A 25,401-nucleotide genomic window follows, 5' to 3' on the forward strand; every position below is an offset into this window, starting at 1 on the left:
AACCGCAAACTGACCGCGCAGTGGCCTTGCCGCACGCTGCGCGGCTTTTTTGATTGACAGGGGAATCCCGTGCTGTTGTGCGCAGCGCCCCTCTCCCCCGTTTGCAGAAGGAGGAATCTCCCGCCGTGAAGAAATACATCCTCAAGCGCATCCTGACTTCGCTGTTTACCCTGCTGGCAATCCTGCTGGTGCTCTTCATCCTGATGAAGCTGATGCCCGGTTCGCCCTTCAACGACGAAAAACTCACCGACGACATGCGCGCGGCCCTGTACGCCAAGTACGGCCTGGACCAGCCGGTCATTGTGCAGTTCTTCAAATACGTGGGCGGTATGCTGCGGGGCGATCTGGGTGTGAGCTACAACATCTCCAAAAACACCCCCATCAGCCAGCTGATCCAGACCCGGCTGCCCATCTCCATCCAGATCGGCGGCATGGCCGTGCTGCTGGGCGCTGTGGTGGGCCTGGTCCTGGGCATCATCGCCGCCCTCAAGCGGGATACCATCTGGGATACCCTGGCCACCATCATCTCGGTCATCGGTGTTTCGGTGCCGTCCTACGTCTTTGCCCTGGGCCTTTCCTACACCTTCGGGTTCCGGCTGCAGTGGTTTCCCATGCTGTTCACGGTGAACGATATCACCGAGTCCAGCGTGCTGCCCAGTATCTCCCTTTCCATGTTCACCATGGCCTCCATCGCCCGGTTCACCCGCAGCGAGATGCTGGAAGTGCTGGACAGCGACTACATGCTGCTGGCCGAAAGCAAGGGCATTTCCGGTCCGGCGTTGATCTTCCGCCATGCCCTGCGCAACGCCCTGATCCCCATCATCACCGTGCTGGCTCCCCTCATCGTGGACCTGATGACCGGTTCCCTGGTGGTGGAAAAGATCTTTGCCATTCCCGGCGTGGGCAGCCTGCTGGTCAACGCCATCCAGTCCAATGACTACAATGTGGTCATCAGCCTGAGCTTCATCTACAGCGCCATGTACATCGGCATCATGCTGGTCGTGGACATCCTGTACGGTGTCATCGATCCGCGGATCCGTCTTTCGAAGGAGGGGAACTGATATGGCACAAGCAGCCGCCGCCCGTGTGAAAATCGACACGCCCAACGACGTCGCCGCCGTGAACACCGCCTTCCCGGAACACACCTTCACCGGGAAGGACTTCCAGCTGAAAGGCAACGCCGACGACATTCAGATCGACACCAACTTTGCCTCCCAGAGCTTCTGGAAGGACGTGCGCATCCGCTTTTTCCGCAAGAAGAGCGCGGTATTCGGGCTCATCATGATCGTGGTCATCACCCTGATGGCCATTCTGGGCCCCGGCATGAACGAATACACCTACTCCGGCCAGGAACTGAGCCAGAAAAACCTGGCGCCCCGCATCCCCGTCATCGAGGATCTGGGCATCTTCGACGGCAGCGAGACCATCGCCACCACCACCGGCACCAGGGTCACCAACCAGTATGAGGAAAAAGGCCTGGACGATGTGTACTACTGGTTCGGCTCCGACAACTTCGGCCGTGACATCTGGACCCGCACCTGGGAAGGTGCCCGGGTCAGCCTGATCATCGCTGTGGCCGCCGCGGTCATCGACATGGTCATCGGCATGTCCTACGGGTTGATCTCCGGCTATTTCGGGGGCAAGGTGGACATGCTCATGCAGCGGTTTCTGGAGATCGCCAACGGCATTCCCCGTCTGGTCATCTGCACCCTGCTGCTGTTGGTGCTGCAGCCCGGTATCCTGACCATCGTCTTTGCCCTGATGCTCACCGAATGGGTGGGCATGAGCCGCATCGCCCGCGCCGAGATGCTCAAGCTCAAGGCGCAGGAGTTCGTGCTGGCCTCCCGCACCCTGGGTGCCGGCAGCTTCTTCATCATCTTCCGGGAAGTGCTGCCCAACATCATCGGACCCATCATCACCCAGGTCATGTTCAGCATCCCCACCGCCATCTTCACCGAGGCTTTCCTGAGCTTTGTGGGCCTGGGCATCCCGGTGCCCCAGTGCTCCCTGGGTTCGCTGATCAACGAGCTGTACAACAGCTTCACCACCCATCCCTACCAGATCATCCCGCCCATTGCGGTGATGGTGCTGCTGATGCTCAGCTTCAACCTGGTGGCGGACGGCCTGCGGGAAGCCCTGGACCCCAAGATGAAGAGCATGTAAGGAGGCACGCACAATGGCAGAACAACAAAAAGAACGGGTGCTGGCAGTGCGCGACCTGGACATCACCTTCAAGACCACCGCCGGTCCGGTCCACGCCATCCGGGGCGTGAACATCGACCTGTACCGCGGGGAGACCGTGGCCCTGGTGGGCGAATCCGGCTCCGGCAAGTCGGTGACCATGAAGGCGGCCATGGGCATTCTGGCCCACAACGCCACCATCAACGCCGGCTCCATCGAATTTTCCTACCACCATGCCGACGGCTCCCCCGAGACGGTGGACATCCTGAAAAAGGACAAGAAGTGGATCCGCCGCCACATCAACGGCAAGCGGATTGCCATGGTGTTCCAGGACCCCATGACCAGCCTGGACCCCACCATGCCCATCGGCAAGCAGATTATGGAAGGGATGCTCTGGCATTTCAAGATGAACAAGAAGGAAGCCTGGCAGCGGGCCATTACCCTGCTGGAGGAAGTGGGCATCACCGACGCCGAAAAGCGGATGAAGAACTATCCCCACCAGCTGTCCGGCGGCATGCGCCAACGGGTGGTCATTGCCATCGCCCTGGCCTGCGACCCCGACCTGCTGATCTGCGACGAACCCACCACCGCCCTGGATGTGACCATCCAGGCCAAGATCCTGGAACTGATCCGCCGCATCCAGAAGGAGCGGGGCATCTCGGTCATCTACATCACCCACGACCTGGGCGTGGTGGCCAAGGTGGCCGACTATGTGGACGTGATGTACGCGGGCAAGATCGTGGAGACCGGCACCATCGACGAAATCTTCTACGATCCCCGGCACCCCTACACCTGGGGTCTGCTTTCGGCCATGCCCGACCTGGACACGGCGGACGAGCGGCTGTACACCATCCCCGGTTCCCCGCCCAACCTGCTGCATGAAAAACCGGGCGACACCTTTGCGGCCCGCAACCGGTTTGCCCTGAACATTGACGAGGAACTTGACCCGCCCATGTTCAAGATCACCGATACCCACTATGCCGCCACCTGGCTGCTGGATCCCCGGGCCCCCAAGGTGGATATGCCCCCCGAGCTGCGCGCCCGGGTGGAGCGGATGAAAGAAGAAGCCCGCAAGGTTGCGGCCAAGGAGGTGCTGTAAGATGGTCAACAAGGAACAGGCGCCCCTGCTGGAAGTCAAGGGCCTCAAGCAGTATTTCCGCGTCAACCGCAGCTTTACGGTCAAGGCCGTGGACGATGTGAGCTTTGCCATCCGCCCCGGCGAGACCTACGGTCTGGTGGGGGAATCCGGCTCCGGCAAGTCCACCATCGGCCGCAGCGTCATCCGGCTGTATGACCCCACCGCCGGACAGATCACCTTTGACGGCCACGACATCAGCGGCCGTCTGGACAAGGCGGCCAACAGCCGTCTGCGCACCCAGATGCAGATGATCTTCCAGGATCCCATGGCCAGCCTGAACCCCCGCAAAAAGGTGGAGGACATCATTGCCGAAGGGCTGGACATCCACCACATGTACCGCTCCCGGGAGGAACGCCGGGAGAAGGTGGAGAAGATCCTGGCCAAGGTGGGGCTGGCCCCGGAACACGCCGAGCGCTATCCCCACCAGTTCTCCGGCGGCCAGCGCCAGCGGGTGGGCATTGCCCGGGCCCTGATCATGGACCCCAAGCTGATCATTGCGGATGAGTGCATCTCCGCCCTGGACGTTTCCATCCAGGCCCAGGTGGTCAACCTGATGAAGGATATCCAGGCCGAGACCGGCACGGCGTACCTCTTCATCGCCCATGACCTGTCCATGGTCAAGTACATCAGCGACCGCATCGGTGTGCTGCATCTGGGGCATCTGCTGGAGACCGGCACCACCGAGGAGATTTTTGAAAATCCCATCCACCCGTATACCCGCAGCCTGCTTTCGGCCATTCCCCTGCCCAACCCGGTGGTGGAAAAGCGCCGCACCGCGGAAACCTACGACTACGCCACCTCCGGCATTGACTACACCAAGGGCACCGACCATCTGGTGTCCGGTACCCATTATGTCAAGTGCACCGATGAGGAATTTGCCCGCTGGTGCCGCTGAGGCAGCGCGTTTCCCACACCATTCTCCCATTTTTCGGGTTTTACTATCCTCAGAAAAGGCGCCCCGGCCTGACGGTCGGAGCGCCTTTTCTATCTCTCAGGAAGGATTTGGGAAACGCAGTTTACTTCTCCAACAAAGGCAGCAGATAGCCATAGCCTTCCTCTTCCATTTTTGCGTAGGGAACAAACCGCAGGGAGGCACTGTTGATGCAGTAGCGCACCCCGTTGGGGGATTCCGGGTCGTCGGTGAACACATGGCCCAGGTGGGAGTCCCCGGCACGGCTGCGGACCTCGGTACGGTGCATGCCGTGGCTGTTGTCCGGCAGTTCCACCACCGCCGGGGCCTCGATGGGCTTGGTGAAGGCGGGCCAACCGCAGCCGCTCTCGAACTTGTCGGCGGAAGAGAACAGGGGTTCCCCGGTGACCACATCCACATAGATGCCCTTTTCAAACTTGTCCCAGAATTCGTTGAGGAAGGGGCTTTCAGTGCCGCTTTGCTGGGTGACCCGGTACTGCTCGGCGGTGAGCTTGTCCCGGATGGTTTCCGCCGCCGGTTTGCGGTAGTCGCCGGGGTCGATGCGCAGCTGGGAGAAGAGGGCGATCTCGTCCCGGGGGATGTGGCAGTAGCCGCCGGGGTTCTTTTCCAGGTAATCCTGGTGGTATTCCTCCGCCGGATAGAAGCTGACCAGCGGACCGATCTCCACCATGAACTTCTCGCTGCGGCCCCGCTCGATGGCGGCAATCCGTTCCACCGTCTCCCGGGCGGCTTCGTCGGTGTAATAGACTCCGGTCTGGTACTGGGTGCCCCGGTCATTCCCCTGCCGGTTTTCCACCGTGGGGTCGATGACGTAGAAGTAGGCCAGCAGCAGGGCGTCCAGGCTGACCTGGTCCGGGTCATAGGTCACCCGCACTGTTTCCCGGAAGCCGGTGGTCCCGGTGCAGACGGTGCGGTAGTCGGCATCCGCTTCCCCGGTGCCGTTGGCGTAGCCGCTGGTGGCATCCAGCACACCGGGGATAGACTGCATCAGGTATTCTATCCCCCAAAAGCAGCCGCCGGCCAGATAAATCACATGTTCGGTAGTATCCATGGTTGTCATCTCCTCCTGGGGCATGCCCGCTGGCTGCCCTGTTTCCTTGGTTGCTTCGGTCCGGTCCGCCGGAGGCAGGGTGTCGCAGTTTGCGGCGCATCCGCTCAGCAGCAGGGTACCGGCCAGCAACAGGGACAATGTTCGTTTTATCAGGATGGTCACCTCCTGTTCCGCTTTATTCAGCGAAAAAAGTCATACGCCGGACCCAGGCGCATAAGCCAGGACCCGGCGCATGACTTGGTCTGAAGGGCAATCACCGGAGGTGCGCAGGGCGGCGATCACCGGGAGAGGGTCAGTTCTTTTTGTAGCCGCACTTGGGGCAGACGCCGTTTTCATTCAGGGCGATGCCGCACAGCGGGCAGCGGTCGATCTGGTTGTGGGTCTCGAACTCCGCGGAGGCAGCGTTCACACCGCTGGTGAAGGTGATCTTGGCAATGTTCAGCTTGTCCTTGAGCAGGTCGTAGACGATCTTGATCATGCCTTCCACCGTCAGGGTCTCCTTGGTGACCACCAGACGGCATTCCGGGTAGGCGGTGGCCAGCTCGGTCTGGAAGGCGGGGCCCTTCATCTGGTTCTGGGGTGCGCCGTCGCGGATGCCCTGCTCCTCGTACACCTTGAGGATGGCAGGCAGCAGCGGGTCGTCCTGGCGCAGGATGAGGGCGTGGTCAAAGTTTTTCAGAACAGACCAGGCGGTTTTCTGGATCTCATTGCAGGGGAACACCATGTTGACCCCCGGCTCGACGGTGTCCTCCACCTCGATGGTCAGAACGCCGGTGTGGCCGTGGAGATACTGGGCTTCGCCCTTGAAACCGTAGAACCGGTGGGCGTATTGCAGGTCCAATTTCGTGATGCTTCTCATGGTAAAAACCTCCCGTTTATCTATATTTACAAGTCCTGGGACTTGCATGCTTGGTGGGCCGCCTTTTCTTTGGCGCGGCATTGGGGACACAGGCACCGGATCTTGAGGTCATACCCTTCAATGGCAAAGCCGGTCTGACGTTCCAGTTCCCGGGTGAGATCGGACAGATGGATGTCCAGCAAAGCCCCGCACCGGCGGCAGACCAGATGGTCGTGCCGGGTGTTCTTGTCGTACCGGTCCGGGTAGCCGGCCACGCTGATCTTGCGGATCTTTTCCTGGGCGTAGAGGGTGTTCAGGTTGTTGTACACCGTGGCCAGCACCACCGAAGGGCACTGCTGCTTCAGGGCAAAAAAGATCTGTTCCGCCGTCATATGGCTTTGGGAAGAGGAGATGATCTCCAGGATCGTATCGGCATATCTCATACTGTATCACCAAATTTAGAATTATTCTAATTCCAATATACAGAGGCCGGCCCTGTTTGTCAAGCAAAGCGGGCAACTGGGCAAGAAGCGTCCGTTTCTTTCGTTTCAGCGAAACTTCATCATATATTTTCCTGAAAGCGAGCCGCCGTTTTCTCAACAAGGACACGCTCCTGCAAAGGCCGGGGAAGCTGCCGGCCTGCTTCCCCTTCCCGGTATTTCCCGGCCAGTATATGCCTGTGCGGCAGCCCGGTTTCCCCGGTCAGGCAGTTGTGCAAGGGCGTTTTTTTCCTCAAGCAGAGAGAAAGGACCGACATATATTGCGGTTTTCTAGGCTCATGGCACAGAAAAAGGCAGCGGAATCTTCCACTGCCTTTGAAATGCCGGAAAGGAAAAGGGCCGGGGTCTCAGTTGCCGGCTGCCATGGTTTGGGCCAGATCACAGATGCGGGCCGCGGCGGCACCGTCCAGCAGTTCATGCTGGCGGCGTACCATTCCGGCACAGGTCTCCGGGTCGGCCAGCAGAGCCGCCGCCCGGGCAGCCACCTCCCCGGCGTCGCTGCACACCACGCTCATGCCGTGGGCGGAGAAATAGTCCGCATTGTAGGTCTCGCAGCCGGGGATGCCCGCCGTATGCAGCATGGGAATGCCGCAGACCGCCGCCTCGGTGGACGAGAGGCCCCCGGGCTTGGTGACAAAAAGGTCAGAGGCCCGCATATAGCCAGCCATATCCTCGGTATGGCCCACCACCACGACCTGCGCGCTCTGACGGGGTGCCAGTTCCTCATACAGGGCGCGGTTGTTGCCGCATACAAGCAGCAGGGCGGTGTCGGGATGGTCGGCGATCCCCGCCATGAGGGCGCGGATGGCGTCCCGGATGGTACCGCCGCCCATGCTGCCCCCCGCTACCAGGATATACCTTTTATCCGGGTCCAGGCCCAGGCGGGCGCAGGCGTCCTTCCGGCTTTCCGGCCGGGAAAAGGCCTGACTGGTGGGGATCCCCAGGGGGTACAGTTTTTCCGCCGGCATCCCCCGCCGGATATAGTCGGGTGCCAGGTCCCGGGCCGGAATGGCATAGGCATCGCATTCGGTCTCCTCGGTGAAGGGAATGCAGACATAGTCGGTGGAGACGTAGAGGGTCCCGGGGATGGACACCCCGCGGTCCTTCAGATTGGTCATGATCTCAGCCGGGTACAGGTGGGTCAGGATGACCACATCACAGGGGTGTTCCCGCAGATAGCCTTCCATGATGGGGACCATGCCCCGGTTCACATAATACACCGGAGACCGGACCGGCAGATTCCGGTACAGCTGGCCCGCCCGGTACATGGCCCCGAACAGCCGGGGCTGCTTCTGCACCATGGATATATAGGAGCCATCGATCTTCTGGGCCAGCCGGATGCTGTACAGGGTATAGGGATTGAGCACCCGGGCCTTGTGGCCACGGCGTTGCAGTTCTTCGGCAATGGCACGGGCGGCGGAATTGTGTCCCCCGCCGGTGCCGCAGGACAGAATCAGCGCTTCCACAGCGGCTTCACCTCCGGTTGTTCTTTTTTCTCCTTGCTGGTCAGCATCCGCCACAGCACCGCAAAGGAGATGAACCAGAACCCCACGCCAATGGCCGGGGGCCTGACCACAAAGGGCATGCTGGCCAGAGAACAGATATAGGTGGCCAGCGTGCGGTAATAGTTCGGTGTGATCCGAAGGACCACCGAAAACAGAAGGAAAAATGCCGCCAGCACGGCAAAGGGCTGCCACAGCGGCAGAAGCCCCAGCAGACATCCGAAGGTGACGGCGATGCCCTTGCCGCCGTGAAAGCGGTGGAACGCCGAAAAGGCATGTCCGATCACCGGGGCGGCCATCACCAGGGCGTATGTGTAAGGTTCATGCACCGGGCCTTCCACAAACAGGTGAACGGGCACAAACCCTTTGAGCAGGTCACAGACCAGGGTGAGAACGCCGCACCAGAATCCCCCGTACCGGAACGCATTGGCCGTGCCGGGGTTGTGGTCGTCGCTGATCTCCGCCAGATCCCGGCCCGTGAACCATCTGACAAACAGCTGGGCATAGAGCACGCTGCCTGACAGGTATCCCAGCAACGGGAACAGCAGCATAGGCAAATCAGGTTTCATAGCAGGTCACTTCTCTGTTATCGGCTGGGATGCAGCCGGATTCTTCTTTTCTTGGTCCCGCGCCCCGCAGGATGCCGGGAATACAAAAAGCAGAACCGCCAAAGCACGGGTCCGCCGGACTTTGGGCATGGTTCTGCAGGGGGATCACTCGGTGCGCAGCGCCGCCACGGGGTCGCTCTTGGCCGCCTTGCTGGCGGGGATCAGACCGCCCAGCAGGGTCAGCACCACGCTCAGGGCAATGAGTACCACCGCACCGCCGATGGGCAGGACGGCGTTCACATCGTTGGAGTTGGCCAGATGGTGGATCAGGGCGTTGCCGGGGATGAGGATAATCAGGGTCAGCCCGATGCCGATGAGTCCCGCCGTCAGGCCGATGATGAAGGTTTCGGCATTGAACACCTGGGATACATTCTGCTTGGAAGCACCGATGGCACGCAGGATGCCGATCTCCTTCTTGCGTTCCAGCACGCTGATGTAGGTGATGACGCCGATCATGATGGAAGAGACCACCAGGGAGATGGCCACGAAGGCAATGAGCACATAGCTGATGATATCGATGATGTCGGTCACCGAGGACATCAGGGTGCCCACCGTGTCGGTGTAGGTGATGACCTGGTCTTCCTTGCCCTCCGCCGTCATGCGGTCATTGTAGGCGGTGAGCAGATCAGTCACATGTTCCTTGCTCTCGAAATCCAGGGGGTAGATGCTGATGGTGCTGGGGTCCGCAAAGTCCACATAGTCCAGGGAGCTGAGGTTGCTCTCATAGGTGGCACCCTGGGAGAAGCTCATGGACTGCAGCAGTTCCGAAAGGTCTTCCGCATCCATATTCATGGAGAAGGCGGAAGCAAAATCCTCCGGGTCGAACTGGAAGGCCTCGGCCAGGTTTTCGCCCAGCTTCTGCACCACGCCTTCCATGGCGGTCTGGATGTTGTCGGCGATCTGCTGCATCACCTGCTCCATCACCGAGGCCATGGCCGTCTGGATGGAACTGCCCAGAGACTGGGCCACAGACCCCATGAGGGTCTGCATGTATCCGGTCATAGTGGAGGCCAGCTGGTCCTGCAGGCCGGAGGCATCCACCATGGAGGCGATGCTGCCGGTGAGCAGGGTCTGGGCCTGCTCGGTGCCCATGTAGTCGGCAAAGTAGGCGCCCATCTTGGAAGGATCGGGCAGGCCCTGGGCCACGGTGTAGGCCTGGTAGCCCGCCGCCAGGTCATTGGCCAGGTTGGTCAGCTGCTCCTGGGTGATGGTCCAGTCCTCGGCATTGGGGAAGGTGTCGTTCAGCCACTGGGTGATGATGGCCTGGGCCTGGGGGGTGGCCAGATACTCGGCCAGATAGGTTTGCAGCAGGGCCTGCAGCTCCTCCTCCGTCAGGGTCTGATCGAAGATGTCCGAGTGGTTTTCTTCACAGTAGGTGAAGAATCCGGTGATTACCTCGTTGAGCAACGCTTTGACCTGCTCCTGGGTGGGGGCGGTGATGCCGTTGGCGTCCAGGATCTCCTGCAGGTTCTCGCTGAGGATCCTGCCCCCCTCCTCGGTTTTCAGGAAAGCCAGGAAGCTCTCCCCCATGCCGGTGTAGTCGGCTTCCGGGTGGGCGGCCATATAGTCGTTCCAGCCGCCCACCAGCCCGGTGACCAGGTTGGTGATGGATTCCTGAGAAACGTTGAACTTGACTCCCTTCATCAGGTCGGCCATGTTCATCTGGGGGAATTCCGGGATATCCAGCTGCAGGCTGTTGGGGTCGATCATGCCGGACAGATCCACCGATCCCATGTCGATGCCGCTCATATCCATGCTGCCCATATCAAAGGAGCCGGACAGGCCGTCGGTCAGGGCGCTCTCATCAAAGGAGAAGAGGTTTTTCAGCGCGTCCTCGTCCACGCTGACCAGGGACTCCATCTCAAAGCCGCTCTCCCCTTTTTCCTCCCCGAAGGGTTCCCCGGTGAAGACGTTGGTGTGGGGGTCGGCCAGCTGGTCCTGCACGATCTTGCTTTGGGCGGCTTCCTCGGCCACATGGCGGGTCAGGGCGGGCAGGTAGGCAATGCCCGACTGCATGAGCATGCCGCCGTCCTCGGTGGGCTGGACAATGCCCACGATGGTCAGGTCCTCGCCCTTGTTGATCAGATCCTGCATATAGGCGTCATCGTCCCGCTTGTCCCGCCAGACGCCGTACTCGCTGTCGTACTCATAGTAATCCGGGCTGCTGACCAGCTTGAAGGTGATGCCCAGGATATCGTCGTAGGTATAGGTGCCCATGTCCTGGGGGGTGGTCACGTCCTCCTCATTGACAAACTGATCCACCATCTTGTCCAGTTCCTGGGAATCCCGCAGCCCCAGGGTGTAGAGCATGAAGTCGCTCATGCCGCCACCGGAGGTCAGTACCAGCACGCATTCGTTGTAGTTTTCCGGCCAGCGGCCCGCCATCACCTGGTACTGGGTGCGGTAGAGGTCCTCGTCGTCCGGCATCTCGTAAAAGACGTCGGTGCCCATCATGGATGACATCATGCTGCTGGAACTCATGGAGGAGCCCAGGCCCATGGCAGCGAAGGAGCTGTCCGGGTTGACCTGGCGCACCCCGTCCTTCTGCTGCAGGTAGACCTGGGGCATGATGTCGTAGGAGTATTCCACCGCGCTGGTGTACTGCTCGATGCCGCTGGTACCGCTGTCCAGCCAGGCCTTGAGGGATTTCAGGTCATTGGAGTTCATGGTGGAGAACATGTTGGTGACCATGTCCAGGATGGCCACCTCCCCTTCCCCGTGCTGGGAGCTGCCGGTGGGTTCGGCCAGCAGGGAGGAAAGGTCAAATCCCGCACTCTGGATCTGCAGAGGGTACTCGGACAAAGTCTCCCGCTCCACATCCTGGATGTACTGGTTCACGCCGGTGGACAGGGACAGAATCAGGGCAATGCCGATGATGCCGATGGACCCGGCAAAGGAGGTCAGGATGGTGCGGGCCTTTTTGGTTTTCAGGTTGTTGAAGCTGAGGGAGAGGGCGGTCAGCAAGGACATGGAGGATTTGCCCATGTTCTTGTGCACCGCTTCGGGCAGTTCTTCCTCCGGCTGGTAGGGGTCGGAGTCGGAGCGGATCTTGCCGTCCCGCAGGTTGACAATGCGGGTGGCGTACTGTTTGGCCAGTTCCGGGTTGTGGGAGACCATGACCACCAGACGGTCCCTGGCCACCTCTTTCAGCAGGTCCATGACCTGCACGCTGGTGGCGCTGTCCAGGGCGCCGGTGGGTTCGTCAGCCAGCAGGATGTCCGGGTTGTTCACCAGGGCCCGGGCGATGGCCACCCGCTGCATCTGGCCGCCGGACATCTGGTTGGGCTTTTTGTGCAGCTGCTCCCCCAGCCCCACCTGCTGCAGGGCCTGGATGGCCCGCTGGCGGCGTTCGGCCTTGCCCACGCCGGAGATGGTCAGGGCCAGTTCCACGTTGGCCAGCACCGTCTGGTGGGGGATCAGGTTGTAGCTCTGGAACACGAACCCGATGGTGTGGTTACGGTAGGAATCCCAGTCCCGGTCCTTGTACTTTTTGGTGGAGATCCCGTTGATGATGAGGTCGCCGGAATCATACCGGTCCAGCCCGCCGATGATGTTCAGCAGGGTGGTCTTGCCGGAACCGCTGGGGCCCAGAATGGCCACGAACTCGTTGGAACGCAGGTTGAGGGATACATGGTCCAGGGCTTTCTGAATGAAATTGCCGGTCTTGTATTCCTTGCAAATGTCTTTGATCTGAAGCATGGGCTTGTCTCCGTATAAATAAGGAAGGTCCGGGGATGCGGACAAGCACAGGGGGGTGGCTGTACGGCCCCGTGGGAACCGATGGGAAAGAGGTTCGGTAACGACAAAATCCCCGGAAAGTCGATGTAATCAATCGTATTACAATATGGATAGAATACCATCGGCAAAGCGCATTGTCAACCGGAAGAGGGGGTAGTGCACCGGACGGAGCACTGCACCAAAAACCGGCAAGACCCGCCGCACTGCGCTGAGCACAGGTGCGGCGGGTCTGCCGGTTTACAGGCATGGAAGGGAAACACTTTGGAAGGAATACGGCACAGACATGCCGCCTTATCCCAGGTGGTGCTGCACCACATCCAGGCAGGCAGGGCCTCCGTCCGCGGCAAAGAAGATCTTGCCGGCGGGCAGCGGTGTGTCCAGCACCGCCGACAGCGCCCGCTCCCCGTCATTGACAAACAGTTCGGCGCAGTCCTTGTCCAGGATCAGGCGCAGGGTCAGTTTGCCGTCCCGGGGTTCGGCCTTGATGTGCCGGGTATGGGGAATATCCCGACGGCTGCCGCCGTGGCTGCGGTCAAAGGCCAGCTCGCCCCGGTCGATATCGCAGCGGATCTCATTGTACAGGACATCGTCCGCCGCGAACCGCAGGGTAAAACGCCGGCAGGCCGGACTCTGGGCGGTGTGCACGGTCACGGTCAGGTCCAGGCTGCGGCCTCCGATGCCGGGAAGCGCGGTGGGTTCCTCCACCTTCACCCCGCGGAGCAGGGCGGTATCACGCCACATACCCTGCAGTTCCCGCACCGGCTGCTGGTACAGCCGGCCATCCCGCACGGAAAGTTCCCGGGGCAGGGTCATCCGGCCGAACCAGGGGCGATGCGCCGGGTCATGGTTGGCCGTGGCCCAGCTCTGCATCCAGGCCACCATGATGCGGCGGCCATCCGGGGAAAGGGTGGTCTGGGGGGCATAGAAATCCAGGCCGTAATCAATGACCTGCACCTTGTGGCGGGCAAAGGCATGGGTGGCGGCATCGTACCGCCCCAGCAGGGCCACGGTGCCTTCCCCGGCGTGGAACTCACTGTCGGCGGTGGCGCGCATCTCCTGGGGGCTCACCAGCAGCACCTGCACCCCGTCCAGGGCAAAAAAGTCCGGGCACTCCCACATCTTGCCGTACTCGTCGTGGTTGGCGTCGATCACGCTGACAAACTCCCAGCGGTGTCCGTCCCGGCTCCGAAACAGCAGAATGGTCCCCTGCTCCGTCTTATGCCGATTGGAGAGCACGCAGTAGTACTGTCCGTCCTCCACCCAGATCTTGGGGTCGCGGAAATCCACCTCGCTGTATCCCTCCGGGAGCATATCCGCCGTGATGACCGGGTTGGCTTCATCCTTCACAAAGTCCCGGCCGTCCCCCACGGCCACACACTGGGCCTGACGCTCCTTGTGGTCGGTGGTGGCGGGCTGCACACCGGTATACAGCAGCAGCAGACGCCCGTCCGGCATGGGCACCGCACTGCCGGAGAAACAGCCGGCCGCGTCGGCGGCCATGTCCGGGGCCAGAGCACAGGGCTGGTATTCCCAGTGCAGCAGGTCTTCGGTCACGGCATGGCCCCAGTGCATGGGCCCCCAGACGGTGTTGTAGGGATGATATTGGTAAAACAGATGGTACTGTCCATTATAGTAGCAGAATCCGTTGGGATCGTTCATCCAGCCCACAAGCGGCGTCAGGTGAAAGTGCAGGCGTTCGCTTGCCGGAATTTTGGCGGCTTCCTCCCGCTCAAATTTGCGGGCGGCCTCCAGTTTGCTCATAGTGCGCGGCATGGGAAAGTCCTCTCTTTATGGTGTGATGGTGTGGATGCCTTTCCGCCAAAGGCCGGCGCACCGTCCGGGCGTCCCGGTCTTCGGTGCGCCGGCTTGGCGGCAAGGCGGTTGTTCTGGGTGGGTTGCAGACTTACTCTGCGGTTTCGGCAGTGGCCACGGCAGCGCCCTCGGTCTCCAGGGTCTGCACGTAGCGGTCATAGGCAGCCTGGTACACTTCCAGCAGCTTGTTCATGCCGTAGCTGTTCAGGTTGTCCTTGTAGGCGGCCCAGGATTCATCGGTGATGCCGCCGTCCCGCAGCCAGGCAGCTTCCTGCTCGGAGACAAAGCCTTCAAAGTCCACACGGTAGCGGTCGATGGTGTCCAGCTCATCCTGGGTAAAGATGCAGTCGATGGGATAGCAGGTGGTGTCGGAGACGAAGGGCATCCAGTAATCATACAGGTCATTCAGACGTTCCTGGGCGCGGGGTTCCATCTCGAAGGTGGTGGCGTAGTAATCGGAGAGGATCAGCTTGGGACCGGCCACTTCGTATTCGCTCTTCAGCTTGCCGGCGCTCTTGCCGAACTGGGCCTGGGACTCTTCATCGGTGATGCTCTGCCACAGACCGTTTTCGTCCTGCCCGGTGAAGTAGACGCCGATGGGGCCGTACTGCAGCTGCATGACGTTTTCGGGAGCGTACCACTGATCGTAGAATTTCAGCAGGTTGATGGGGCTTTCGCAGGCGGAGGTGATGCACAGGTTGCCGGAGGTGATGCCGCCGCCGTCACGCACGGTGACGTTGTGGGTGCCGTCGGGGCCGTCCAGAACGGGCAGGAAGACATAGTCGTCGGACTTGTCGCCCATGAGCTCCTCGATGTACCACCAGGTAGCCACGCCCACGCGGCCCTGGGAGCACTTGGCCATGTACTGGGTATCATCCTGGCTGAAGGCTTCCTGGTCGATCAGGCCCTCGGCGAACCAGTCGTGGAAGTATTCCAGGGCGGCGCGGTAGTTGTCGTCATCGCTGACGAAGTTGACCTGGCCGTCCGGCTGCAGGATCAGGTCCATGCAGACGTCGTTGGTCCAGTTGGTGAAGCCGAAACCGGCGTAGAAGATGTTGTCCACCGCCGTTTTGGTCAATTTCTGTCTTTCAAACAGATTGTACAGCGTTCCCTTGAGCCCTTTTGCCTTGGTGCTGTACTGAAACTGTTTGCACAGCTGTTCTGCTTCGATCACAGCCATGGAAGGCCCCTCTTTCTCCCCTTGGATCATCTCGTTTTTCGTCGACACTTCGATATTTTTTGTCTTATTCTTCAGTGCCGCTCCTCAAACTTGGAACAATATAGCACAGCCACTGGCAAATTGCAACGGGTTTACTTCAAAAAGCTGCAAAAGGGCAAAAGTGACAAAGAATATCAGCTTCAGCATTGAAATTTCAACGAATATATGCTAATATTTCCTATAGCATCCCAAGGGCGGGCATTTACTGCCGTTTTGCCCCCGATGACTGCCCCAGCGCAATCAAGTATCGCGGGACCGCTCCCCTATAAGCGGTCCATCGACTTGCGGTACCAGTGAAGGAAGAATCGAAAGGACACGATGTTATGGCACAGAAAAAAGTGCAACCCAAAAAGCAGGCGAGCAAGGCAAAAGCCGCTCCGGCTGCCGTGACCAAACCCGCCGCTGCTGCCGAAAAGGCGGAACCCGCCGCCGAAAAGGCCGAGCCCGCCGCCGAAAAGGCCGAGTCTGCCGCCGAGAAGGCAAAGCCTGCCGCCAAGAAGGCCGAGCCTGCCGCCGAGAAGGCAAAGCCTGCCGCCAAGAAGGCCGAGCCCGCCGCCAAGAAGGCCGAGCCCGCCGCCAAGAAGGCCGAGCCTGCCGCCAAGAAGGACGAGCCCGCCGCCGAGAAGGCAAAGCCTGCTGCCAAGAAGGCCGAGCCCGCCGCCGAGAAGGCCGAGCCTGCCGCCAAGAAGGCGGAGCCGGCTCCCAAGAAGGCAAAACCCGCTGCCAAGAAAGCAAAACCCGCTGCCAAGAAAGCGACTCCGGCCCCCGCAGTCAAAGAGCCGAAGCCTGTTGTGGAAGAACCGGCCCCCGTTGTGGAGCAGCCGGTTCAGCCGAAGGAGGAAGCACCTATGGAACAGCACTATGATACCCCCCGCAGAAGTGTGGCGTTTATCGGTTCGGAATGCCATCCCTTTGTCAAGACCGGCGGTCTGGGCGACGTGATGTACGCCCTGCCCCGGGAACTGGTCAAGCAGAACTGTGACGTGCGGGTGATCCTGCCCCGGTACGCCTGCATCCCGCAGAAGTACCAGGATCAGATGGTTTACCGCGGCGAATTTTACATGGACCTGGGCGAGACCGGCCGGGAATATTATGTGGGCATCATGGAGTATGTCCACGACGGCGTGGTGTATGACTTCATCGACAACCAGGAGTTCTTCTCTGCCGGCAATCCCTACATCGGCCTGGTGGACGACATTCCCAAGTACTGCTTCTTCAGCAAGGCGGCGCTGGCGGCCCTGAACTGGATGAACTGGATTCCCGACGTGATCCACTGCCATGACTGGCAGGCAGCCCTGGTGCCGGTGTATCTGCGCACCATGTTCCAGGATACCCCCGTGGGCCACGCCCAGACGGTGCTGACTATCCACAACCTGCGCTTCCAGGGCATCTACAACATCCCCACCCTGAAATACTGGACCGGCCTGCCGGACGAAGTTTTCAACATGGGCGCCATGAAGCAGGGCTACGAGGATGCCAACATGCTGAAGGCCGGTCTGGCCTACGCCGACCGCATCACCACCGTCAGCGGCACCTACGCCTGGGAGATCCAGACCCCCGAATACGGCGAAAAGCTGGAGGACCACCTGCGCTATCACAGCTACAAGCTGCGGGGCATTGTCAACGGCATCGACTACGAAATGTGGAACCCTGCCACCGACCCGGCCCTGGCCGTGAACTACGACATCACCAACGTGCTGGACCACAAGTGGCAGAACAAGCTGGCCCTGCAGGAAGAACTGGGCCTGGTGCAGGATCAGGGCAAGTTCGTCATCGGCCTGATCTCCCGCCTGACCAACCAGAAGGGCCTGGATCTGGTCAACGCCATCGTACCCGAGCTGATGGACGGCAACACCCAGGTGGTGGTGCTGGGCACCGGCGACAAGGAATACGAGGATACCTTCCGTTACTATGAAAACGCCTACCGCGGCATGTTCTGCGCCTGCATCCAGTACGACGAAGCCCGCGCCCACCGCATTTATGCCGGCGCCGACGCCCTGCTGGTGCCTTCCCGCTTTGAGCCCTGCGGCCTGACCCAGCTCAACGCCATGCACTACGGCACCCTGCCCATCGTGCGGGAGACCGGCGGCCTGAAGGACACCGTGGAACCCTACAACGTCTTCAACGGCGACGGCAACGGCTTCACCTTTGACCGGTACGACGCCGGCCTGCTGCTGGATGCCATCAACCGCGCCAAGACCGAATACTTCGTCAACCGATATCACTGGGACGAAGTGGTCCAGCGGGATATGGCCAAGGATGTTTCCTGGGAGAATTCCGCCCGCCAGTACAAGGACCTGTACCTGGAACTGACGCCGTGGTAATCCCCGGGGCGCGGTAAAAGAATCTTTACATCAGCCAAACGTGCTTTCGGACAGCCGGTGCTTGTCCGGGAGCACGTTTTTTATAGTCAAAAGAAACCCGGATATAAAAATAAAAAAATTGGTTTTTGTTTCCATATTGTTGCCGTTTCGCTGCCCAAAAGATAAGAATTGATTACCCCGTGATGTACACGCCGGACGACCCGCAATACTATCTCCGTCGGGCATTTGACCGCAGTGATGCCATGAGCGGCAGCCTGTTCATTTCGTATGGATGCACGCCTGACGGCGTCCACATCCTCATCTATGGACACAAGATGCAGGACGGGACCATGTTCGGCACCTTGAACCGGTATTCTGATCCAGACTACGCTACCGCCCATCCGGAAATCACCTATGACCTGATCCAGCCGGACGGCAGCTACGAGCGGCTGACCTTTACTGTGATGGCTGCCTTTTACAGCCGCATTTACGCTGCGGATGAAGAGAATGTATTCCGGTATTATTATGCCACGGATCTGTCCTCCCCGGAGGCCTTCCAGTCTTACACAAACCAGGTCCTGGCCGCCGCATTGTATGACACAGGCGTACGGGCAGAGCCGGGTGACCGGCTTCTGACCCTGTCTACCTGCAGTTACCACACAAAGGACGGCCGCTTTGTGGTAGTGGCCCGGTACCGCCCCGGCGAAGCCTGAACAGAATAAAAAGCGGCCTTCTTCGTATGTTACGCAAGAAGGCCGTTATCTGTATTTTGTATCTCATCTTTCGGTCTGGCACAGCGTGATAAACCGCTGCATGGATCCGGTCAGGTACTTGTCCCGGTGCCATGCCAGGACCCGGCGGCGCTCAAAAGATGCCCCGGACACCGGCCGGGTACATACAAGACCTTGCCGCACCGCAGCCGTTACGGTCTGCTCCGGCAGGACCGCTGCACCCAGGCCGTGCAGGACCCCCTGGAGCAGTGAGGCGGTATCGGTGCTTTCCCACACCGGATCCAAAGCAAAGCCGTGGGCCTGCAGGGTCTCTTCCAGCAGGGCGCGGGCGGTGCTGCCCGGTTCCCGCACCAGCAGGGGCAGCGCAGCCAGCTCCTCCACCGTTACCTCCGCGCCGGATGCCAGGGGATGGGACAGGGGCAGCACCAGACAGAGGCGATCCCGTCCGATGCCTTCACAGTGCAGGTTCCGGTCACTCACCCGGCCTTCCAGCAGCGCCAGGTCCAGCCGGTTTTCTTCCAGTGCGGCGGCCACGGCATCCCCGTTGGCCACCGTGACCCGCACCTCCACGTTGGGGTTCTCCTGCCGGAAGCGCTGTACAAGACCAGGCAGCAAAGTGCCGCCCAAGGTGACCGTGGCCCCCACACGGACCAGGCCCTGCTCCTCCCGGTCCCGCAGTTCCTCCTCCATCCGGTCGAAGGCTTCCAAAATGTGATTGGCCTGGGGAAACATCCGCCGCGCTTCGGCGGTGGGCGAAAGGCGGCGGCGGATGCGTTCAAACAGCGGCAGGCCGTAATGCCGCTCCATCTCCTGCACGGCCCGGGTCACCGCCGGCTGGGTCAGGTGCAGATTCCGGGCCGCCGCCGTCACACTCTGGGTGCGGAAAACCTCGGTAAAGATACGCAGATGACGCAGGGTCAAGGGGAGCCCCTCCTTTGTGTGATTCATGCAATAAAGTTATGGATTTTATAAAACAATAGCATTTTACACATAAGGATGCAAGGGGTATACTGGGAACAAAGCGTTTGAAAGGAGTTCGGAAAGATGGAAAAGGATCAGCCGTCCCTGACCGGGACCCAAAAGCTGCGGACCCTGTTTTTTGCCACCCTGTATATCAGTGCCTTCACCTTCGGGGGCGGATACGTCATCGTCACCTTCATGAAGCGGAAATTCGTGGATGAACTGCACTGGCTGGAAGAAAAGGAAATGCTGGACATGACCGCCCTGGCCCAGTCCACCCCCGGCGCCATTGCGGTGAATGCGGCCATTCTGGTGGGATGGCGGGTGGCCGGGTTCCCGGGCATGGTGGTGGCGGTGCTGGGGTCCATCCTGCCGCCCATGGTCATCCTGACCCTGATTTCCTTCATCTACCAGGCTTTTGCCGCCAACCCCTATGTGGCTCTGGTGCTCAAAGGCATGCAGGCCGGTGTGGCTGCGGTCATCCTGGATGTGGTCTGCGATCTGGGAGGCGATGTGCTCAAGACCCGCTCTCCCCTCTTCATCGGGCTGATGGTGGCCGCCTTCCTTGCCAGTTTTGTTTTCAACGTCAACGTGATCCTGATCATCCTGGCCGCCACCGCCTTCGGGGTGGTGCGGGCTGTCTGGCAGCACAGAAAGGCGGCGCGGTCATGATTTACGCAGAACTCTTTTTCACTTTTCTCAAGGTGGGGCTGTTCAGTGTGGGCGGCGGTTATGCGGCCATGCCCCTGATCCAGAGCCAGGTGGTGGAGCAGCATCCCTGGCTGACTTTGCAGGAATTCACCGACCTGATCACCATTGCCCAGATGACACCGGGCCCCATCGCCATCAACTCGGCCACCTTCGTGGGGGTGCGCATTGCGGGCATTCCGGGGGCTATCGTGGCCACCCTGGGCTGCATTGCCCCTGCGCTGATTCTCGTTTCCCTGCTGGCTTATATTTACAACAAGTATCAGAACCTGTCTATATTACAGAACGTACTGGCATGTCTGCGGCCGGTGGTGGTGGCCCTGATCCTGGGGGCCGGACTGTCCATTCTGGCCATGGTCCTGTTCAACGGCAGCGCCCCGGGCCTTGAAACCCTGAGCTGGATCGATACCGCCCTGTTTGCGGCCGCCTTTGTGATCCTGCGCCGGTTCAAATGGGACCCCATCCTGACCATGTGCCTGTGCGGGGCGCTGGGACTGGCCGCCCACACCCTGCTGTGAATTCATTACAAAAAGCCCGCCGGAACCAATGGGTCCCAGCGGGCTTTTGCATTGTGATTACAGGCAGGTCATTCCTGGGGCAGGTGCCACTTCCAGTTCAGGATCTCGGGCATGTCCTGGCCCACTTCGTGGATATAGTTCTTGTGAGCCACCAGTTTGTCGTTCATTTCCTGGATCAGGTAGGCACCCCGGTTGCCCAGCTGGGGCAGATGCTGGATGACATCCTTGACCAGATGGAAGCGGTCGATCTCATTCTGTACCCGCATATCGAAGGGGGTGGTAATGGTGCCTTCCTCCTGATAGCCGTGCACGCTGAGATTGCGGTTGAACCGCTCATAGGTCAGTTCATGGACCAGGGTGGGATAGCCGTGGAAGGCAAAGATGATGGGTTTGTCCCTGGTGAACAGGGCATCGTAGTCCGCATCGGTCAGGCCGTGGGGATGCTTGGTGCTGGGTTCCAGCTTCATCAGGTCCACCACGTTGACCACCCGGATCTTCAGTTCCGGCATGGCATCCCGCAGGATGGTGACCGCGGCCAGGGTCTCCAGGGTGGGGGTGTCGCCGCAGCAGGCCATGACCACATCCGGTTCCTGGCCGGCATCATTGGAAGCCCATTCCCAGATGCCCACGCCCTGGGTGCAGTGCTTGACCGCCTGCTCCATGGTCAGCCACTGGGGACGGGGATGCTTGGAGGTGACCAGCACGTTCACATAATCCCGGCTGCGGATGCAGTGGTCAAAGCAGGAAAGCAGGCAGTTGGCATCCGGCGGCAGGTACAGGCGCACCACATCGGCCTTCTTGTTGGCGATGTGGTCCAGGAAGCCGGGGTCCTGATGGGTGTAGCCGTTGTGGTCCTGCTGCCAGACGTTGGAGGACAAAATCAGGTTCAGGGAGGCAATGCTCTGGCGCCAGGGCAGCTGGTTGCAGACCTTGAGCCACTTGGCGTGCTGGGCCACCATGGAGTCCACCACCCGGATGAAGCTTTCGTAGGAGGCAAAGAACCCGTGGCGGCCGGTAAGCAGGTACCCTTCCAGCCAGCCTTCACACAGATGTTCGGAGAGCATGGAGTCCATGATGCGGCCGTCATGGGCCAGGAACTCGTCGCCCTCCACCATGGTGGAGTTCCAGTCCCGGTTGGTGGCCTCAAAGCACTTGTACAGCCGGTTGGACATGGTCTCGTCCGGTCCGAAGATGCGGAAGTTCTTCGCGTCGGCGTTGAGCTTGAACAGGTCCCGGATATAGCCGCCCAGTTCGATCATATCCTGCTTTTCCACGCTGCCGGGGGCGGGCAGGTCGATGGCGTAGTCCCTGAAGTCGGGAGTACGCAGGTCCCGCAGCAGTTTGCCGCCGTTGGCGTGGGGGTTGGCTGCGATGCGGCGGTCGCCCTTGGGAGCCAGTTCCTGCAGTTCAGGGATCAGGGTGCCCTTTTCGTCGAACAGCTCTTCGGGATGGTAGCTGCGCAGCCATTCCTCGATCTGCTGCAGGTGTTCTTCCTGATGGGGCGTGCCCAGGGTGATGTCGATGGGCACCTGATGGGCCCGGAAAGTGCCCTCGATGGGCTTGCCGTCCACCACCTTGGGGCCGGTCCAGCCTTTGGGGGTGCGCAGCACGATCATGGGCCACTGGATATGGCCCATCTCCTCCCCGGCGCGGGCGCGGCGCTGGATGTCGTGAATTTCCTCGATGACGGTGTCCAGGGTGTCGGCCATCCTGGCGTGCATCGTCATGGGATCGTCACCCTCCACGAAGTAGGGCTTCCAGGAGCAGCCCAGGAAGAAATGTTCCATCTCCTCGTGGGTCATCCGGCCGAACACTGTGGGGTTGGAGATCTTGTAGCCATTCAGGTGCAGGATGGGCAGCACCGCGCCGTCGCCCTTGGGGTTCAGGAACTTGTTGGACTGCCAGCTGGTGGCCAGGGGGCCGGTCTCGGCTTCGCCATCGCCCACCGTCACGGCGCAGATCAGGTCGGGGTTATCGAACACGGCACCGAAGGCGTGGGCGATGGAGTAGCCCAGCTCGCCGCCTTCGTTGATGGAACCGGGGGTTTCGGGGGCCACATGGCTGGAAATGCCGCCGGGGAAGCTGAACTGTTTGAACAGCTTTCGCATACCTTCCTCGTCCCGGCTGATGTTGGGGTACACCTCGCTGTAGGTGCCGTCCAGGTAGGCGTTGGCCACAAAGAAGTTGCCGCCGTGGCCCGGGCCGGAGATAAGGATCAGGTCCTGGTCGTATTTTTTGATGATGCGGTTCAGGTGCACATACACAAAGTTCTGGCCGGGTACGGTGCCCCAATGACCGACGATCTTCTTTTTCACGTCGTCCCGGGTCAGGGGACGGCGGAGCAGCGGGTTATCCAGCAGGTAGAGCTGACCGGCTGCCAGGTAGTTGGCCGCCCGCCAATAGGCGTTGATGCGCTGCAGTTCCGTCTGAGAAAGGCTCATGGGAATCCATCCTCCTCTATACAAATGGCTGTTACAAAATCAGGCCCAGGGGTTCTCGGTGGGATAGGGCAGGGTCTTGGGCTGGTTGTAGGCAATATCGGCAATGCCCAGGTACTTGAAGACCTCGAACAGGGCCTTGCCGCAGTGGCTGAAGGCCACCGCACCGTGGTGCGGATAGCGCTTCTGGATCAGCACATGGCGGTAGAAGCGGCCCATCTCGGGGATGGCGAAGATGCCGATGCCGCCGAAGGAACGGGTGGCCACCGGCAGCACCTCGCCCTGGGCAATGTAGGCCCGGAGGGTGCCCTCGCTGTCACACTGCAGGCGGTAGAAGGTGATGTCGGACGGCGCAATGTCCCCTTCCAGGGTGCCGCGGGTGAAATCGGGTTCGCTGCCGGCGGGTTCCAGCAGACGGTGCTGGATCAGCTGGTACTTCACCGCACGGTCGGCGCACATCTTGCAGGACGGCGTGTTGCCGCAGTGGAAGCCCATGAAGGTATCGGTCAGCTTGTAATCGAACTTGCCGGCGATCTCCTCGTCGTAGATGTACTTGGGTACGCTGTTGTTGATGTCCAGCAGGGTGACGGTGTCACCGGAAACGCACATACCGATATATTCGCTCAGGGCACCGTAGATATCCACCTCGCAGGAGACAGGGATGCCGCGACTGACCAGGCGGCTGTTCACATAGCAGGGCTCAAAGCCGAACTGGGACGGGAAAGCCGGCCAGCACTTGTCGGCAAAGGCCACATACTTCTTGCTGCCCTTGTGGGCTTCGGCCCAATCCAGCAGGGTCAGTTCGAACTGGGCCATGCGGGCCAACAGGTCGGGGTAATACTTGCCCTCGCCCATCTCGGCGGCCATGTCGGCGCAGACCTCGGGGATGCGGGGGTCATCCTTGTGGGCCTGGTAGCTGACCAGCAGGTCCAGCTCGGAGTTTTCCTCGATCTCCACGCCCAGCTCATACAGACCCTTGATGGGGGCGTTGCAGGCGAAGAAGTCCTGCGGGCGGGGACCGAAGGTGATGATCTTCAGATCACGCACGCCCAGGATGGTGCGGGCGATGGGCAGGAATTCGGCCATCTTGTCGGCCAGTTCCTCGGCGGTGCCCACGGGGTATTCGGGGATATATCCCTTCAGGTGGCGCATTCCCAGGTTGTAGGAGCAGTTCAGCATGCCGCAGTAGGCATCGCCGCGGCCGTTGATCATGTCGCCGTCTCCTTCGGCGGCCGCCACGAACATGCAGGGGCCGTCAAAGTATTTGGCGATGAGGGTCTCGGGGGTTTCGGGACCGAAGTTGCCCAGGAACACCGTCAGCGCATTGCAGCCGGCGGCCTTGACCTCTTCCAGGGCTTTCTGCATATCGGCTTCATTCTCCACCGTAATGCTGCATTCATAGGGTTCAAAGCCCTTGGCACCGCAGGCGGCCACGATGTTCTTGCGGCGCTGGGTGGACAGGGCAATGGGGAAGCAGTCGCGGCTGACGGCGACGATGCCCAGACGGACTTCGGGGATATTGGCGGATTTCATGGCAGGTTCCTCCCTTATGTACAATGGTTGGTTTACAGGTCCTGTGCGATGTCAATATTGATGCCGGTCAGGGCAGCCTGGGCGCCCTGGGCGGCTTCGGACGATTCGGGGTGGGCCAGCAGCCACTTGTTGCAGGCCCAGAGGCAGGCATCATCCCCACCCCGCACCGGCAGGTCGGGCCGGGGCGTGTTGGTGCCTTTGGGCAGGGCCACCAGCACCTTGAACCCTGCGGCGGGATCGGTGTGGCAGGGAGCATAATGCAGGGTGGTGGCGTAAACTTCCACCAGCGTACCCGCCGGCACCCGGAAGGCCTTGACCCTGGCGGTGTCCAACTTTCCGTTTTCGATCTCGTCCTCCTTGGCCAGCAGCAGAATGAAGTCCTGGGTCCCCAGGTTGAATTCACTGTCCCGGTGGTATTCCAGGCAGTTCAGTCTGGTGTTGTGGCCGTTGCACCAGCCCATCTGAAAGGGCATGCCCCCGAAAAGGGCGGCCCCCAGGACCGATGCTTCGGGCAGGTTCTGCAAGGCCGGTTCCTCCGGCACATAGCCGGTGGCGTCGGGCAGCGGGGTGGAGGTGCGCAGCGCCCCCACCACAGCGGCACACTCATTCTCATAGCCGGTGATGATGCGCCCGTAGGGGGCAAATTCCGGCGCGGTAACGGGATAGATGGTCATGTATGGTTCCTCCCTCTG

The 25,401-nt window shown here is 60.7% G+C and carries 20 protein-coding genes; 8 read left to right on the forward strand and 12 right to left on the reverse strand.

All coding sequences use genetic code 11. From position 1 onward, the window contains the following. Positions 1-125 precede the first annotated feature (125 nt). From AC127K_RS03375 to AC127K_RS03390, 4 genes are read left to right on the forward strand one after another with little or no spacing between them, the layout of a single operon-like run. Positions 126-1,061, forward strand: a complete 936-nt coding sequence (locus tag AC127K_RS03375) for an ABC transporter permease (protein ID WP_483721575.1) — start codon at positions 126-128, stop codon at positions 1,059-1,061. Position 1,062: 1 nt separating this feature from the next. Next, positions 1,063-2,163 carry an ABC transporter permease gene (locus AC127K_RS03380; RefSeq protein WP_483721576.1) on the forward strand — a complete coding sequence of 367 codons (1,101 nt, stop codon included), beginning with the start codon at positions 1,063-1,065 and terminating at the stop codon, positions 2,161-2,163. A 13-nt stretch (positions 2,164-2,176) separates the two neighbouring features. Further along, positions 2,177-3,280: an ABC transporter ATP-binding protein gene (locus AC127K_RS03385; protein WP_483721577.1), complete on the forward strand. Its 1,104-nt coding sequence runs from the start codon at positions 2,177-2,179 to the stop codon at positions 3,278-3,280. 1 nt (position 3,281) lies between these two features. Further along, a complete protein-coding gene (locus AC127K_RS03390) occupies positions 3,282-4,214 on the forward strand; it encodes an ABC transporter ATP-binding protein (RefSeq protein WP_483721578.1) in 933 nt (310 codons plus the stop codon). Positions 4,215-4,335: 121 nt separating this feature from the next. On the opposite strand, the gene msrB is transcribed toward AC127K_RS03390, so the two are convergent. The 8 genes from msrB to AC127K_RS03430 form a co-directional block, all read right to left on the reverse strand. After that, a complete protein-coding gene (gene msrB / locus AC127K_RS03395; RefSeq protein WP_483722169.1) occupies positions 4,336-5,325 on the reverse strand; it encodes a peptide-methionine (R)-S-oxide reductase MsrB in 990 nt (329 codons plus the stop codon). 268 nt (positions 5,326-5,593) lie between these two features. Next, positions 5,594-6,160 (reverse strand): 6-carboxytetrahydropterin synthase, encoded by a 567-nt coding sequence (locus tag AC127K_RS03400; protein WP_294542599.1) that lies wholly within the window; start codon positions 6,158-6,160, stop codon positions 5,594-5,596. 26 nt (positions 6,161-6,186) lie between these two features. Continuing rightward, the gene (locus AC127K_RS03405; RefSeq protein WP_483721579.1) at positions 6,187-6,582 is read right to left on the reverse strand and encodes a Fur family transcriptional regulator; all 396 of its coding nucleotides are present in this window, start codon (positions 6,580-6,582) and stop codon (positions 6,187-6,189) included. A gap of 404 nt (positions 6,583-6,986) precedes the next feature. Next, positions 6,987-8,105 carry an MGDG synthase family glycosyltransferase gene (locus AC127K_RS03410; protein ID WP_483721580.1) on the reverse strand — a complete coding sequence of 373 codons (1,119 nt, stop codon included), beginning with the start codon at positions 8,103-8,105 and terminating at the stop codon, positions 6,987-6,989. Further along, on the reverse strand, positions 8,093-8,710 hold the full coding sequence (locus AC127K_RS03415) for a glycerol-3-phosphate acyltransferase (protein WP_483721581.1): 618 nt from the start codon (positions 8,708-8,710) through the stop codon (positions 8,093-8,095). The genes AC127K_RS03410 and AC127K_RS03415 overlap by 13 nt, the downstream gene beginning before the upstream one ends. A gap of 144 nt (positions 8,711-8,854) precedes the next feature. Then, on the reverse strand, positions 8,855-12,448 hold the full coding sequence (locus AC127K_RS03420) for an ABC transporter ATP-binding protein/permease (protein ID WP_483721582.1): 3,594 nt from the start codon (positions 12,446-12,448) through the stop codon (positions 8,855-8,857). Between the two features lie 330 nt (positions 12,449-12,778). Further along, entirely contained in the window at positions 12,779-14,260 is a 1,482-nt protein-coding gene (locus tag AC127K_RS03425; RefSeq protein WP_483721583.1) for a glycoside hydrolase family 32 protein, read from the reverse strand. Positions 14,261-14,390: 130 nt separating this feature from the next. Next, entirely contained in the window at positions 14,391-15,479 is a 1,089-nt protein-coding gene (locus AC127K_RS03430; protein WP_483721584.1) for a type 2 periplasmic-binding domain-containing protein, read from the reverse strand. Between the two features lie 362 nt (positions 15,480-15,841). On the opposite strand from AC127K_RS03430, the gene AC127K_RS03435 reads away from it, so the two are divergent. Further along, on the forward strand, positions 15,842-17,842 hold the full coding sequence (locus AC127K_RS03435; RefSeq protein ID WP_483721585.1) for a glycogen synthase: 2,001 nt from the start codon (positions 15,842-15,844) through the stop codon (positions 17,840-17,842). Positions 17,843-18,024: 182 nt separating this feature from the next. Next, positions 18,025-18,534 carry a class B sortase gene (locus tag AC127K_RS03440; protein WP_483722170.1) on the forward strand — a complete coding sequence of 170 codons (510 nt, stop codon included), beginning with the start codon at positions 18,025-18,027 and terminating at the stop codon, positions 18,532-18,534. Positions 18,535-18,597: 63 nt separating this feature from the next. Here the strand turns inward: AC127K_RS03440 and AC127K_RS03445 are convergent, their stop codons facing one another. Next, positions 18,598-19,473, reverse strand: a complete 876-nt coding sequence (locus tag AC127K_RS03445) for a LysR family transcriptional regulator (protein WP_483721586.1) — start codon at positions 19,471-19,473, stop codon at positions 18,598-18,600. Positions 19,474-19,596: 123 nt separating this feature from the next. On the opposite strand from AC127K_RS03445, the gene AC127K_RS03450 reads away from it, so the two are divergent. Beyond that, positions 19,597-20,184, forward strand: coding sequence for a chromate transporter (locus tag AC127K_RS03450; protein ID WP_483721587.1), 588 nt, complete (start codon positions 19,597-19,599; stop codon positions 20,182-20,184). After that, positions 20,181-20,738, forward strand: coding sequence for a chromate transporter (locus tag AC127K_RS03455; protein ID WP_483721588.1), 558 nt, complete (start codon positions 20,181-20,183; stop codon positions 20,736-20,738). Before AC127K_RS03450 ends, AC127K_RS03455 begins: the two co-directional genes overlap by 4 nt. Positions 20,739-20,806: 68 nt before the next feature. On the opposite strand, the gene AC127K_RS03460 is transcribed toward AC127K_RS03455, so the two are convergent. From AC127K_RS03460 to AC127K_RS03470, 3 genes are read right to left on the reverse strand one after another with little or no spacing between them, the layout of a single operon-like run. Further along, on the reverse strand, positions 20,807-23,179 hold the full coding sequence (locus AC127K_RS03460) for a phosphoketolase family protein (protein WP_483721589.1): 2,373 nt from the start codon (positions 23,177-23,179) through the stop codon (positions 20,807-20,809). Positions 23,180-23,218: 39 nt separating this feature from the next. Further along, positions 23,219-24,709 carry an L-fucose/L-arabinose isomerase family protein gene (locus AC127K_RS03465; RefSeq protein WP_483721590.1) on the reverse strand — a complete coding sequence of 497 codons (1,491 nt, stop codon included), beginning with the start codon at positions 24,707-24,709 and terminating at the stop codon, positions 23,219-23,221. Between the two features lie 32 nt (positions 24,710-24,741). After that, the gene (locus AC127K_RS03470; RefSeq protein ID WP_483721591.1) at positions 24,742-25,383 is read right to left on the reverse strand and encodes a DUF4867 family protein; all 642 of its coding nucleotides are present in this window, start codon (positions 25,381-25,383) and stop codon (positions 24,742-24,744) included. Positions 25,384-25,401 lie beyond the last annotated feature (18 nt).

The sequence above is a fragment of the Subdoligranulum sp. DSM 23681 genome (assembly GCF_057005535.1).